Here is a 13,201-nt window from a genome sequence, read left to right on the forward strand (position 1 = left end):
TCCCGTCACCACTGTCCGCATCAGGACGCACCGCGGGCATGGGCCATCAGTCCCTACCGACGGACAGACGGTCCCCGGGTTCGGACCCGGCCGTCCCTCCAAACAGCCCCCTGAACCGCCTTGCCCGAGCGGCTCCCGCGAACAACGGCTGCGATCGGCCGTCCCTGCGGGAGCCGGGAGGGGATAGGGCCAGTCGGCCCTATCCCCTCCCGGCTCCCGCAGGGACGATGGACTGATGTCCCAGAACGACGCCTTTCGCTCACTCGACCGGCAGGAGTGCCTGCGGCTGCTCGCCAAGGTGCCGGTCGGCCGCGTGGTCTACACCAGGCAGGCACTGCCCGCGGTCCTCCCCATCAACTTCTCCCTGGACACGGACGCCTCCGTCCTGTTGTGCACCTCGCCCGACTCGGACCTCGTACGCGCCATCGACGGCGTCGTGGTCGCCTTCGAAGCGGACGAGTTCGACGCGGCAACCCGGTCCGGCTGGAGCGTGGTCGTCACGGGCCGGGCCACCGTGGTGACCGACCCCGCCGAGCACGAGCGGCTGTCCCAGGACGGCCCCATGTCTTGGATGCCCCTGAAAGACGCCGTGTTCGTACGGATCGAATCCGAGATGGTCACGGGCCGGGAGCTCAACGGGGCGCGCGTCAATTCGTGAGGCGCAGCAGAGCGGGCCGGGGCGACGGTCCTCGATCTGCGCGGGCCACTATCGCCCGCCGGGCCGGTGGGGGTGGCGGCAGCTGGTACGCCGCGCACCTGATAGGACCGGGCGCCGACGCGGAAGAAGGGTGGACCTCAAGACCGCGGCCCAGGCACAGGGGCGGGACCCGGGTGCGTGCCTGTCCGTCCGGACGGGGAGGCCACCCGATCGGACAGATGCGTGCGAAGTCATCGCGGGCAACGGGCAGTTGTCCCCGTTCGACGGCAGGGGAAGCACATGGGGCAGCACGGTGACCTGCGGCGGCGCAGGGCCGACCTGGAGGACGAGTGGTCCCGCCGGGTGCCACTGATGAAGATCCTGGGTGCGCCACCGAGCGGTGGCGAACGGCCCCGGCCCCGCCGGCCGGCGGCCCAAGTCCGAGCACCGCCACATGGTCGTCACCGCGGTCGGCAAGGACCTGGCGCTGCAGGGCGACGCGGCGGAAGTGGTGGGCCTCGGTGGTCTTGGCGGGTGTCAGGCCCATGTCGTAGACGAAGTTGAGGACGTCCTCGACCTCGCCGGGCGTCAGCGCGCCGAGGGTGCGGCCGCGGCCGGTCGGCACCAGGAAGAAGGCGCTCCACAGCATCGCCCCGGGCTCGGCGACCAGGCGGACGATGTCGGGGAGGTCGCGCAAGTCGTGCCGGGCGACCGTCGTGTTGATCTGCACCTTCATGCCGAGGGCACGCGCTGCGTCCCAGGCGTCCAGGGTCCACCGGAACACCCCGGGCACACCGCGGAAGTCGTCGTGCAGCTCGGCGGTGGAGCCGTCCAGGCTCAGCGAGAGCCCGACCGCGCCCGCCTCGTGCAGGTCTCGCAGCCGCTCCACGGTGAGCGTCGGGGTACCGGACGGGGACACCGCGACCCGGACCCCGACCTACTTGCCGTAGGCGATGAGCTCCGTCAGGTCGGGGCGCTGGAACGGGTCACCGCCGGTGATCACGAACAGCGGGGCGGCTGCCCGAACGCGGCCACCTGGTCCAGCAGGTCCTTCGCGGCGACGGTGTCCAGCTCGCGCGGAGCGCGGCCGGGCACCACCTCGGCGCGGCAGTGGCGGCGATTGCCCTTGATGAACTCGGCGTAGGCGTGCGCCTCGGAGCCGGTTTCCACACGACGGCCGGCGTAGGCGGCGAGTTCGGTCGGGCCGGCGCGGCCGGTCGATGCGGGTGGGGCCTGCATTCCGGGTGCCGACTCTTGGGGCGAATGCCGCGTCCGGCCGCGGTGAGCGGCCGGACGCTCGACCGAACCGGGCGCCACGCGCCGTACGCGCTGTGCCTGCGGCAGCCGGGGACGGGGGATCGGCCGCCAGGCAGGCACGGAATGCGGTCGTACAGATGGGCATCTGCGGTTCGATCAGTGCCCAGCATGCACGCCGGGCGCAGCCGACTCCTCCGCCGACCGGACCCAGCACGGGGACCAAAGGTCCCTATTGCAACCGGCCAGATAGGGCCGGAAGGTCGTCTGGCAGGGACCGCCAGTCCCAGGTGCACCATGGCCTGCGGCTTCTAGCGTTCCCAGCCATGGAGAACGATCAGAACGCACGGCGCCAGGCATCGCCCACAGGTGAGGGCTGGCCGCTGGCAGCCCGCAGACTGTTGACCCGTCGTGAGGTGTCGGCCGACGGGCGCGCCGTGTTCGGTGAGGGCGACCCGAAGTGGGAGAGCTTCTACCGGGACCGGTGGGCGCACGACAAGGTGGTGCGCTCCACGCACGGGGTGAACTGCACCGGGTCCTGCTCGTGGATGGTGTACGTCAGAGACGGCATCATCACCTGGGAGCACCAGGCCACCGACTACCCGTCGATCGGCGCGGACTGCCCCGAGTACGAGCCGCGCGGCTGCCCGCGCGGGGCATCGTTCTCCTGGTACACCTACTCCCCCAGCCGCGTCCGCTACCCGTATGTGCGCGGCACGTTGCTGAAGCTGTGGCGCGAGGCCCGCAAGCGGCTCGGCAACCCGGTGGCGGCCTGGGCCGAGATCACCGGCGACCCGGCCAAGGCCCGCGCCTACAAGCGGGCCCGCGGCAAGGGCGGCCTGGTGCGCGCCGACTGGGACGAGGTCAGCGAGCTGATCGCCGCCGCCCAAGTGCACACCGTCAAGGCGTACGGACCCGACCGCGTCGCGGGCTTCTCGCCCATCCCGGCGATGTCGATGGCCTCGTTCGCGGCGGGGGCGCGGTTCCACTCACTGATCGGCGGCACCCTGCTGTCGTTCTACGACTGGTACGCGGATCTGCCGATCGCCTCGCCGCAGGTGTTCGGCGACCAGACGGACGTGCCGGAGGCGGCGGACTGGTGGAACGCGGGCTATCTGATCATGTGGGGCTCCAACATCCCCGTGACCCGCACGCCGGACGCGCACTTCCTCACCGAGACCCGCTACAACGGCACCAAGGTCGTCGCGGTCAGCCCCGACTACGCCGACAACGTCAAGCACGCCGACGAGTGGGTCGCCCCGCACCCCGGCACGGACGGGGCGCTGGCGATGGCCATGGGGCACGTGATCCTGCGGGAGTTCCTGGTCGACCGCGAAGTGCCCTACTTCCAGGACTACATGCGCAAGTTCACCGACGCGCCGTTCCTGGTGACCCTGCGCGAGCACGACCGCGGTCTCGTCCCGGACGGGTTCCTGACCGCCGCCGACCTCGGACACGACACGGAGCACGCCGAGTCCAAGACGGTTCTCCTGGACGGGGTCACGGGCGAACCCGTGGTCCCGGGCGGCTCACTCGGCTTCCGGTGGGGGGAAGCCGGGCAAGGCCGCTGGAACCTGGACCTGGGCGACGTCGTACCCGAACTGAGCCTGCTGGAGCGGGCCGAGGAGACGGCCGAGGTCGCGCTGCCCCGCTTCGACGAGGGCGCCACGGAGGGCGGCTCGGTCATGGTGCGCGGGGTGCCGGTGCGCCGGGTCGGCGGCCGGCTCGTCACCACGGTCTTCGACCTGATGCTGGCGCAGTACGGCGTCGCACGCCCCGGGCTGCCGGGCAACTGGCCCAACTCGTACGAGGACGCGTCCGAGCCGTACACCCCGGCCTGGCAGGAGACGATCACCTCCGTGCCCGCCGAGCAGGCGGCGCGCATCGGCCGGGAGTTCGCCCGCAACGCCGAGCGCACCAACGGCCGGTCCATGATCGCGCTGGGTGCCGGCACCAACCACTGGTTCCACTCCGACACCATCTACCGCGCCTTCCTGGCGCTGATCACGATGACCGGCTGCCAGGGCGTCAACGGCGGCGGCTGGGCGCACTACGTCGGCCAGGAGAAGGTCCGCCCGGTCACCGGGCAGCAGCACCTGTCGTTCGCCTTCGACTGGCAGCGGCCCACCCGGCACATGGCGGGCACCTCGTACTGGTATCTGAACTCCGACCAGTGGCGCTACGAGGCGTTCGGGCCCGACGAGCTTGCTTCCCCGCTCGGGAAGGGCCGGTTCAAGGGCAAGGCGTTCGCGGACACACTCGCGCAGGCCGTGCGGCTGGGCTGGACTCCCGGTCACCCCGGCTTCAACCGCAACCCTCTCGATCTGACCGACGAAGCGGCCGCTGCGGGCCGGCCGGTCGCCGAGCACGTCGTGGACGAGCTGAAGTCCGGGCGGCTGCGGTTCGCCGTCGAGGACCCGGACGACCCGGCCAACTTCCCGCGTGTGCTGACCGTGTGGCGGGCCAACCTGCTCGGCTCCTCCGGCAAGGGCAACGAGTACTTCCTGCGCCACCTGCTGGGCACGGACGCGGCGGTCCGCTCCGAACAGACCCCGCCCGAGGGCCGTCCGAAGGAGGTGGTGTGGCGGGAGGAGGCGCCCGAGGGCAAGCTCGACCTGCTGGTCACCATGGACTTCCGCATGACCTCCACCAGCCTGCTCTCCGACGTCGTCCTGCCGGCCGCCACCTGGTACGAGAAGGACGACCTGTCCAGCACGGACATGCACCCCTTCGTGCACGCCTTCACCCCGGCCATCTCCCCGCCCTGGCAGGCCCGCACCGACTACGACATGTTCCTGACGATGGCCGACAGGTTCAGCGAACTGGCCGCCGACCACCTCGGCACCCGCACCGATGTCCTCCCGGTGCCGCTGCTGCACGACACGCCGGACGAACTCGCCCAGCCGGGCGGGGTGGTGCGGGACTGGAAGTCCGGCGAGTGCGAGCCGGTCCCCGGGCGGACCATGCCGAGGCTGGTCGTCATCGAACGGGACTACGCCGCGATCGCGCGGAAGATGCGCGCCGTCGGCCCACTGCTCGACACGCTGGGCACCACCACCAAGGGCGTCACCGTCCACCCGAACCAGGAGATCGACGACCTCCGGCACCGCAACGGCACCGTCAGGGACGGCATCGCCGCCGGACGGCCCTCCCTCGCCACCGCGAGCGACATGTGCGAGGCGATCCTCGCCCTGTCCGGCACCACCAACGGCCGCCTGGCCACCGAGGGCTTCCGGGAGCTGAAGCGGCAGACCGGCAGCGAGGGCCTGGTCGAACTCTCCTCCGAGCGCGAGGCCGACCGGATCACGTTCGCCGACACGCGCACCCAGCCCCGTTCGGTGATGACGTCGTACGAGTGGTCGGGCTCGGAGACCGGCGGGCGCCGCTACTCGCCGTTCGTCATCAACACCGAACACAAGAAGCCCTGGCACACCCTCACCGGCCGCCAGCACTTCTTCGTCCAGCACGACTGGATCGCCGAACTCGGCGAGCAACTACCCGTCTACCGGCCCCCGTTGAACACGCCCAAGCACTACGGCGACGAGCACCTGGGCGAGAGCGGCCGGGCCGAGGTCACCGTCCGCTATCTGACCCCGCACTCGAAGTGGTCCATCCACTCGAACTACCAGGACAACAAGCACATGCTCGACCTGTCCCGCGGCGGCCCGACGATCTGGATGTCCACCGCCGACGCCGAGAAGATCGGCGTCAAGGACAACGAGTGGATCGAGGCGTACAACCGCAACGGCGTCGTCGCCGCCCGCGCCGTGGTCACCCACCGCATGCCCGAGGGAACCGTGTACATGTACCACGCCCAGGACCGCAACGTGAACGCCCCGAAGACCGAGGTCAGCGGCAAACGCGGCGGCATCCACAACTCACTCACCCGGCTCCTGCTCAAGCCCACCCACCTCGCGGGCGGCTACGCCCAGTTCACCTACGCCTTCAACTACTACGGCCCGACCGGCAACCAGCGCGACGAGGTCACCGTCATCCGCCGCCGCAGCCAGCAAGTGGAGTACTGACATGCGCGTCATGGCACAGATCGCGATGGTCATGAATCTCGACAAGTGCATCGGCTGCCACACCTGCTCGGTCACCTGCAAGCAGACGTGGACCAACCGCACCGGTGTCGAGTACGCCTGGTTCAACAACGTCGAGACCAAGCCCGGCGTCGGGTACCCCCGCCGCTACGAGGACCAGGAGCAGTGGAAGGGCGGCTGGATGCTCGACAAGCGCGGGCGTCTCGTCCTGCGCTCCGGCGGCCGGATCAAGAGGCTCCTGTCCCTGTTCTCCAACCCGGACCTGCCGTCCATCGAGGACTACTACGAGCCCGTCACCTACGACTACGACAACCTCGTCAACGCCCCGGCCGGCAAAGACATACCCGTCGCCCGCCCCCGCTCCGTCCTCACCGGCAAACCCACCGCCATCACCTGGGGCGCCAACTGGGAGGACGGCCTCGGCGGCGCCCCCGAGAACGCCGACGGCGACCCCAACCTCACCGGGGAATGGGCGGAGAAGGTCAAGTTCGAGTTCGAGCAGACCTTCCTCTTCCACCTCCCCCGCCTGTGCGAACACTGCCTCAACCCGGCCTGCGTCTCAGCCTGCCCGTCCGGCGCGATGTACAAGCGGGTCGAGGACGGCATCGTCCTGGTCGACCAGGACCGCTGCCGCGGCTGGCGGATGTGCGTGACGGCGTGCCCGTACAAGAAGGTGTACGTCAACCACGCCACCGGCAAGGCCGAGAAGTGCACGTTCTGCTTCCCGCGCATCGAGGCCGGCCAGCCCACCGTCTGCTCGGAGACCTGCGTCGGCCGACTGCGCTACCTCGGTCTGCTGCTGTACGACGCCGACCGCGTCGGCGAGGCCGCGGCCACCCCCGACGAGAAGGACCTGCTCGACGCGCAGCGCGGCGTCTTTCTGGACCCGCACGACCCCGCCGTGATCGCGGCGGCCCGGGAGGCCGGCATCCCGGAGGACTGGCTGGACGCGGCCCGCCGCTCCCCGGTCTACGACCTCGTGATGAGGTACAAGGTGGCGCTGCCGCTGCACCCGGAGTACCGGACGATGCCGATGGTCTGGTACGTACCCCCGCTCTCCCCGTCCTGGACGCCGTCGACGCCGCGGCCGGAAACCAGGACGACCCCGACCACGTCTTCGCCGCCGTCACCCGGCTGCGCATCCCGCTGGAGTACCTGGCGGAGCTGTTCACCGCCGGGGACGCCGATGTGGTCGCCGGGGTACTGATGAAGCTCACCGCCCTGCGCTCGTACATGCGTGAACGCACCCTCGGGGATGACGGCGACGAGGCAGCGCTGAAGGCCGTCGGCCTCACCCCGCGCGAGGCGGAGGACCTGCACCGGCTTCTCGCCATCGCCAAATACCAGGACCGCTACGTCGTCCCCGCCGCCCACAAGGAGGATGCCGCCGCGCTCAGCGCGACGGAGAACCGCTGCCCGGTCGAATCGTCCGACGACCCGGCGGACGCCGGTGGCCGACGAGTGATGCTCGGCATCCCCACCCTGCGCCGCCGTGCGCCCGAAGTCCCCGCCGGAGACCGTCCGTGAGCCCGCTGCCCACCACCATTCCCGCCCTCGTCCGCACCCGCGTCCGCGCCGCTGTACGCCGCCCGTCCCGCCTCACCCCCGAGGAGGCCGAGTCACGCACCCTGCTGCTGCGGCTGTGCTCACTGCTCCTGCAGTACCCGGACGCCGAACTCGCCGCCTGCCGAGCGGTGTTGACCGCGTCCACCGAGACGCTGCCGCCCTCGCCCGCCGCCGAGCACCTGGCCGACTTCACCACATGGTTCGCCGACCAAGGGCCGGAGGCACTGGAGCGCCACTACGTCGAGATGTTCGACCTGCGCCGCAAGAGCAGCCTCTACCTCACCTACTACCTGCACGGCGACACCCGCCGCCGGGGCATGGCCCTGCTCACTTTGAACCAGCAGTACAAGACCGCGGGCTGGGACATCGACGGGGGTGAACTGCCCGACCACCTGCCGGTCGTGCTGGAGTTCGCCGCCCTGGCGGGCCCGGGTGGCGGCGAGGCACCACTGCGCCAGCACCGGCGCGGGCTGGAGCTGATCCACCGGGCGTTGGCCGACGCCGACTCGCCGTACCGGCACGTCCTGGCCGCGCTGCTCACCCTGCTGCCGCCGCCCACCGAGGCGGACCGCGCGGCGGTGGCCCAGCTCGTCGCCGAGGGCCCGCCGAACGAGGAGGTCGGCCTCGACCCCTACGGAACGTACGGGGAAGGGGAGTTCGCCCCTCCGGGCACGTTCGTGCCTCCGATGGCTGCTCCGCCGACCCGTGTGCCGCCCGCCGACCCGACCACCAGCCGTATGGAAGGCACCCGATGAACGCCGCACCCCTCTCCCCGTCGGCCGCCGCGGCGGCGAGCGGCACCGACCTCCTGCTGTGGGTCGCCGTCCCGTACATCTGCCTCGCGGTGTTCGTGGTCGGGCACATCTGGCGCTACCGCCAGGACCAGTTCGGCTGGACCACGCACACCAGCCAGCTCCTCGAACACCGCTGGCTGCGCTGGGGCAGCCCGCTGTTCCACCTCGGCGCCTTCATGGTGATCGCCGGCCATGTCGTGGGACTCGCCATTCCGGACTCGTGGACCGAGGCCGTCGGCATCAGCGAGCACGCGTACCACACCACGGCCGTCTGGGCGGGCTCGGTGGCGGGCATCGCCATGGTCGCGGGCCTCGGCATGCTGTGCACCCGCCGGCTCCTGACCCGCAGGATCCGGCTCACCACCGACCGCAGCGACAAACTCCTCTTCCCCCTGCTGTCCGCCACCGTCGTGCTCGGCATCACCGCCACCGCCGCCCACAACGTCTTCGGCGCCGGCTACGACTACCGCTCCACCGTCTCCGTATGGTTCCGCGGCCTGTTCGTCCTCCAGCCGCAGCCGGAGGCGATCGCCGGCTCCCCACTGCTCTTCCAACTGCACGCCCTGACCGCCTTCCTCCTCTTCGCCGCCTGGCCGTTCACCCGGCTGGTGCACGTGTGGAGCGCCCCGATCGGCTACCTCGCCCGGCCCTACCTCGTCTACCGCAGTCGAGCCACACCGACCGCGGCCCCGACGCACACGCGCCGGACCCGGTCGGCCTCCGGCTCCCGGTGAGCCCCATGAGCCCCGGACCCGCGCTCGCACCGGACGCCACAACCACCCGGCGCCCGCACGCAGTGGGCGCGGGCCGCCGCACGGGATGGGTGATGGTCCTCACCGGTACCGTCGGCTGGCTCGCGTCCTTCCAGCTCACCGTGGACGACTGGCGGCTCCTCCGCGACCCCTCCTACCAACCGCCGTGCAACATCAGCCCCGTCGTGAGCTGCGGCAGCGTCATGTCCAGCCCGCAGGGCAGCCTGTTCGGCTTCCCCAACATGCTGCTCGGACTGGGCGCCTTCGCCGCCGTGACCGCCCTGGGCGTCGCGGTGCTCTCCGGGGCGAGGCTGCACCGCCGGCTGTGGCTCGCGCTGGATGCAGGGGCCCTGGTGGGGGTGGTGTTCGCACACTGGCTGATCGCACAGTCGCTCTACGAGTTCAACAAGCTCTGCCCCTACTGCGCCGTCGTCTGGGTCGCGACCATCGCCCTGTTCTGGTACGTCACCCTGCACTGCCTGGAACGCGGAATCATCCCCATGCCCAGCGGGGTGCTGGCGGTCGTGCGGGACACGCACTGGATGCTCCTCGGCGCCTGGTACGGGTTGATCGTGCTGCTTGTCCTCACCCGCTTCTGGCCATACTGGAGCAGCCTGCTGTAGCCGACCACCGCACCAGACGCTCGCAAGTAACACGAACGAGAGAACAACCATCATGGGCGACGTACTGCAGGGGTGGACGGCCGCTCTCAAGGCCGACCTGGGCATCGACTTCGAAGTCGACCGCGCCCTCCTCCTCGCCCTCGCGGGCGATGCCGCTCACGGCGTCGCGCGGCCCGCCGCCCCGCTGACGACCTTCTTGGTCGGGTACGCGGCAGGGCAGGCGGGCGGCGGTCCTGACGCGGTGGGCGCCGCAGCCCGGCGTGCCGGAGAACTCGCCGGACGGTGGGTCAATGAGGCCGGCCCTGACCACAGCTCCGGGTCCTCATGACCAGCCCTCTTCCGCCGCCGGCAGGCCGGGCGTCCCGGGCTTCGCAGCCTTGGCGGCCCCGCTGACAGCAGCTGTTCGAGGCCCCCACCCGGACACCGGAGAGAGGGCCATGCCGGGCCATCGGCCCGCACCGAGGGCATCCTCACCGGCGTCGGAGCCGCCCTCCACGCCGCCACCACTCTTGCCCGCTCCTCACAGAACAAGGGCGCCCTGATCGTCGTCATCCTGCCCGACACCGGCGAGCGCTACCTCAGCACCGACCTGTTCCACGACGAGTAGTGACGGGCCCACTGGCCCTTCAATCGGGACGTTCGGCCCCCGCGCCCCGTCACCCCTCCGAGTTAGGTTCACCTAAGTAAACCGATGCAGGCAGAGAGCGAGGCACGATCATGGCATCGACGGACCATTCGGCCCTGCAGAAGAACATCCCCGTTCCCTGCGACGGACTGGACGCCGCCCGCATGCCCGGCCACTGGCTGCTGGCCCGGCTGGGCAAGCGGGTGCTCCGCCCCGGCGGTGTGGAGCTGACCCGGTGGATGCTGGACGCCCTCGGCGTGGATCCGCAGGACCGGGTGGTGGAGCTGGCCGCCGGCCTCGGCGCCACCGCCCGGCTGACCCTCGCCCGCCGCCCGGCCGCCTACACCGCCGTCGACCGCGACGCCGCCGCCGTGGCCGCGCTCAGCGCCCTCGCCGCCCCCGGCCCTACCAACGTGCGTGCCGTACGGTCGGACGCCGCGGACACCAGGCTGCCGGACGGCGACGCCACCGTCGTATACGGCGAGGCGATGCTGACCATGCAGCCCGAATCCGCGAAGCGGCGCATCGTACGGGAAGCACGCCGCCTCCTCGACGACTCCACCGGCCGGTACGCCATCCACGAACTGTGCCTGCTGCCCGACGACCTCGACCCGGCACTCGCCGACCGAATCACCCATGACTTGCACGAGGCCATCCACGTCGGCGCCCGCCCCCTGACCCCCACCGCTTGGCGTGAACTCCTCGCCGACGAGGGCTTCACAGTCACCGCCCACAAGACCGCACCGATGGCACTGCTCGAACCACGCCGCCTCGTCGCCGACGAAGGACTGGTCCCCACCCTGCGCATCGCCGGCCGTGCCCTGCGCAACCCGTCCGCACTGCGCCGAGTGCTGCACATGCGCCGCGTCTTCCAACGCCACAGCGCCCACCTGGGCGCGATCAGCCTGCTCGCCGTCCCCACCCCGTCCCGGCCCTGAGGAGCTGTCCCAGATGACTGCCACCGTGATCACCGACCTGGCCGCCGAATTGACCGTGCCCGAGGACGGCACCCTCAGCCGCGTCCTGTACCGCGACGACCGCCTGCGCGTCGTCGGCTTCGCCTTCGCCGCCGGCCAGGAACTGACCGAGCACACCTCCGCCCTGCCCGTGGTCATCCAGGTCGTCCAGGGCCGCCTCGACCTCGTCCTGGGTGACGAGAAGACCGAGGCGACGCCCGGGAGCTGGATCCACCTACCCGCACGTCTGCCGCACACCGTGCGCGCCACCGAACCCAGCGTCATGCTGCTGACCATGCTGCCCGCCCCGGAGCCGTCCGGATCCGAGACGCCTTCCGCAGCATGACCGACGCCTGGCCGAGTGCCCTGCGCTGATCAGCGCACCAGCGCCGCTGCCACCATGGGCGGCAGTACGTCGCACAGGTCGGTGACCCGGACATGGCCGGCGTGGCGCTCGGTGAACTCCGCGACGGAGACGTCCAGGGAGCCGAAGGACTCCTCGAAGACACGGCGCGCGTGCGGCGTGCGGTCCAGTGCCCAGGCCGCTGTCGCCCTGGAGGTCCGCAGGAAGCGGCCGGGCTCAGGTCCGACGACGAACAACTCGGCGCGCCGGCCCGTGCCGTCCGCGGCAAGCATGACCAGGTCCTTGAACGTCTGCCGCTTGCGCATGGCGTCCGCGCCGCGCCACCGCGCCAGTTTGAACTCCGCCACGCGTCGGTCCGTCTCCAGGTCGAAGGGCCGGCCCGGGTCGTTGCCGGCAGCCAGCGAAGGACGTACGGCGATCTCCTCCCCGTCCTCCAGGAGATGCGGCAGCGCCAGCACGATCCCGGCCGCGTGGATGAGGTCGTTCAGTCGGCCGAGGCTCTCACGCACGGTCAGCGCAGCCACCATCAGTTCGGGACTGATTCCCCGAGTGGCAGCCATGTCACCGACCTCCCTCGCGGGCCTTCCCGCCAGGTCCCGCTCCAGTGAGGTGATGGCCGCGGTCAACGGCTCGGCGCCCAGGAAGCCCGCCAACAGCGCCACGGCCTCACCCAGTTGAGGAGCATCCATGCCATCGCCCGCGTCGTCTGTCATGAACGGCATTGTGCCCGGCGGCGCTTCGGCAGCCGACCGGGCCCAGCCGGCCTTTCACAACGGGGCCGATCGGCCCTCACAAGACGACCCCGTTGGTCACTGCCTCCACCGATCTCCGATCCGGCACCGTAGCGGTGTGATGTTCAGGTCCGTCGCGCTCGGAGGGATGCACGCATGCTGAAACGGGATGGCAGGGTGATGCTCTGGCGTTGGCGGCGCAACCCGCTCAAACGGCGCTCCGACATCGCCGAAGCCTGGATCGGCGGCGCAGCGGCGGCGCTGCTGCTCCTCATGGTGCCTGCAGTGGGCGTGGTGATGGCCGGCGTCGGCGAGCGCTCCGCTCTCGACCAGGCGCAGGGCCTGCACCGCACTGCGGCGCGCCTGGTCGAGAACGCCGCCCCCGCGACGCCGTCACGGTTCTCCGGGCTGTCAGACGACCACGTGCGGACGACTGTGCGGTGGACGACCCCCGACGGCTCTCCCAAGACCGGCGAGGCCCCGGTGGCAGCGGGCAGCAAGGCCGGATCCTCCACCACAGTGTGGCTCGACGACGCCGACCGCCTTCGCCCCGCACCGCCCACCCCCGCCGAGGCCAGGTCACAGGGAGCCGCCCTCGGCGCGGCCGCCGGAGCGGGTGTATGCGTGCTAGTGGTGGGCGGCTGGTGGGTCGCTCGGGTACGACTGGATGTGCGTCGCATGGCACGGTGGGAATGTGCCTGGGCCGAGTTCAACGCCAACCGGGGACACCGGCACGCGTAAGACGCCGCCAACAGCGGGGCCAAACACGCCAGGGCGACCCCACTGACCAGCAGCGGGAGAGCGTTCGAGGCACCGCGGGGTGGCGGTGAGACAAAGCAGCCCCGCCCTGGTTCTT

Annotated in this window: 11 protein-coding genes and 2 pseudogenes; 10 read left to right on the top strand and 3 right to left on the bottom strand. The window is 71.0% G+C overall.

The window, feature by feature from the left end; translation table 11 throughout:
- Nucleotides 1-235: 235 nt before the first annotated feature.
- Nucleotides 236-658: a pyridoxamine 5'-phosphate oxidase family protein gene (locus WBG99_RS05010; RefSeq protein WP_338895164.1), complete on the top strand. Its 423-nt coding sequence runs from the start codon at nt 236-238 to the stop codon at nt 656-658.
- Here the strand turns inward: WBG99_RS05010 and WBG99_RS05015 are convergent.
- Both WBG99_RS05015 and WBG99_RS05020 read right to left on the bottom strand, forming a co-directional pair.
- Nucleotides 648-1,556 carry a radical SAM protein gene (locus WBG99_RS05015; protein WP_338895165.1) on the bottom strand — a complete coding sequence of 303 codons (909 nt, stop codon included), beginning with the start codon at nt 1,554-1,556 and terminating at the stop codon, nt 648-650. The genes WBG99_RS05010 and WBG99_RS05015 overlap by 11 nt on opposite strands.
- A gap of 80 nt (nt 1,557-1,636) precedes the next feature.
- Nucleotides 1,637-1,876: a hypothetical protein gene (locus tag WBG99_RS05020; RefSeq protein ID WP_338895166.1), complete on the bottom strand. Its 240-nt coding sequence runs from the start codon at nt 1,874-1,876 to the stop codon at nt 1,637-1,639.
- 341 nt (nt 1,877-2,217) lie between these two features.
- On the opposite strand from WBG99_RS05020, the gene WBG99_RS05025 reads away from it, so the two are divergent.
- From WBG99_RS05025 to WBG99_RS05060, 8 genes and pseudogenes are all read left to right on the top strand, one after another.
- Nucleotides 2,218-5,916 (top strand): nitrate reductase subunit alpha, encoded by a 3,699-nt coding sequence (locus tag WBG99_RS05025; protein ID WP_338895167.1) that lies wholly within the window; start codon nt 2,218-2,220, stop codon nt 5,914-5,916.
- Nucleotide 5,917: 1 nt separating this feature from the next.
- Nucleotides 5,918-7,461 (top strand): annotated as a pseudogene (gene narH / locus WBG99_RS05030) (nitrate reductase subunit beta).
- Nucleotides 7,458-8,255 carry a nitrate reductase molybdenum cofactor assembly chaperone gene (narJ, locus tag WBG99_RS05035; protein ID WP_338895168.1) on the top strand — a complete coding sequence of 266 codons (798 nt, stop codon included), beginning with the start codon at nt 7,458-7,460 and terminating at the stop codon, nt 8,253-8,255. The pseudogene narH and the gene narJ overlap by 4 nt, the downstream one beginning before the upstream one ends.
- Nucleotides 8,252-9,028, top strand: coding sequence for a respiratory nitrate reductase subunit gamma (narI, locus tag WBG99_RS05040; protein ID WP_338895169.1), 777 nt, complete (start codon nt 8,252-8,254; stop codon nt 9,026-9,028). Before narJ ends, narI begins: the two co-directional genes overlap by 4 nt.
- A gap of 5 nt (nt 9,029-9,033) precedes the next feature.
- A complete protein-coding gene (locus WBG99_RS05045) occupies nt 9,034-9,669 on the top strand; it encodes a vitamin K epoxide reductase family protein (protein ID WP_338895170.1) in 636 nt (211 codons plus the stop codon).
- Between the two features lie 55 nt (nt 9,670-9,724).
- Nucleotides 9,725-9,997, top strand: a pseudogene (locus WBG99_RS05050) (DUF6457 domain-containing protein); the annotation flags it as partial.
- A gap of 389 nt (nt 9,998-10,386) precedes the next feature.
- Nucleotides 10,387-11,232, top strand: coding sequence for a methyltransferase domain-containing protein (locus tag WBG99_RS05055; protein ID WP_338895171.1), 846 nt, complete (start codon nt 10,387-10,389; stop codon nt 11,230-11,232).
- A 13-nt stretch (nt 11,233-11,245) separates the two neighbouring features.
- A complete protein-coding gene (locus WBG99_RS05060; RefSeq protein WP_338895172.1) occupies nt 11,246-11,596 on the top strand; it encodes a cupin domain-containing protein in 351 nt (116 codons plus the stop codon).
- Nucleotides 11,597-11,625: 29 nt separating this feature from the next.
- Here the strand turns inward: WBG99_RS05060 and WBG99_RS05065 are convergent, their stop codons facing one another.
- Entirely contained in the window at nt 11,626-12,327 is a 702-nt protein-coding gene (locus tag WBG99_RS05065) for a PE-PGRS family protein (protein WP_338895173.1), read from the bottom strand.
- Between the two features lie 174 nt (nt 12,328-12,501).
- On the opposite strand from WBG99_RS05065, the gene WBG99_RS05070 reads away from it, so the two are divergent.
- Nucleotides 12,502-13,086 (top strand): hypothetical protein, encoded by a 585-nt coding sequence (locus tag WBG99_RS05070; RefSeq protein ID WP_338895174.1) that lies wholly within the window; start codon nt 12,502-12,504, stop codon nt 13,084-13,086.
- Nucleotides 13,087-13,201 lie beyond the last annotated feature (115 nt).

Source organism: Streptomyces sp. TG1A-60 (assembly GCF_037201975.1).
Taxonomy (GTDB): Bacteria; Actinomycetota; Actinomycetes; order Streptomycetales; family Streptomycetaceae; genus Streptomyces.

Coding starts and splice junctions, on each gene's coding strand:
- WBG99_RS05010 (WP_338895164.1), top strand. CDS start 236: ATGTCCCAGAACGACGCCTTTCGCTCACTCGACCGGCAGGAGTGCCTG.
- WBG99_RS05025 (WP_338895167.1), top strand. CDS start 2,218: ATGGAGAACGATCAGAACGCACGGCGCCAGGCATCGCCCACAGGTGAG.
- WBG99_RS05060 (WP_338895172.1), top strand. CDS start 11,246: ATGACTGCCACCGTGATCACCGACCTGGCCGCCGAATTGACCGTGCCC.
- WBG99_RS05055 (WP_338895171.1), top strand. CDS start 10,387: ATGGCATCGACGGACCATTCGGCCCTGCAGAAGAACATCCCCGTTCCC.
- WBG99_RS05065 (WP_338895173.1), bottom strand. CDS start 12,327: ATGACAGACGACGCGGGCGATGGCATGGATGCTCCTCAACTGGGTGAG.
- narI (WP_338895169.1), top strand. CDS start 8,252: ATGAACGCCGCACCCCTCTCCCCGTCGGCCGCCGCGGCGGCGAGCGGC.
- WBG99_RS05045 (WP_338895170.1), top strand. CDS start 9,034: ATGAGCCCCGGACCCGCGCTCGCACCGGACGCCACAACCACCCGGCGC.
- WBG99_RS05070 (WP_338895174.1), top strand. CDS start 12,502: ATGCTGAAACGGGATGGCAGGGTGATGCTCTGGCGTTGGCGGCGCAAC.
- WBG99_RS05020 (WP_338895166.1), bottom strand. CDS start 1,876: ATGCAGGCCCCACCCGCATCGACCGGCCGCGCCGGCCCGACCGAACTC.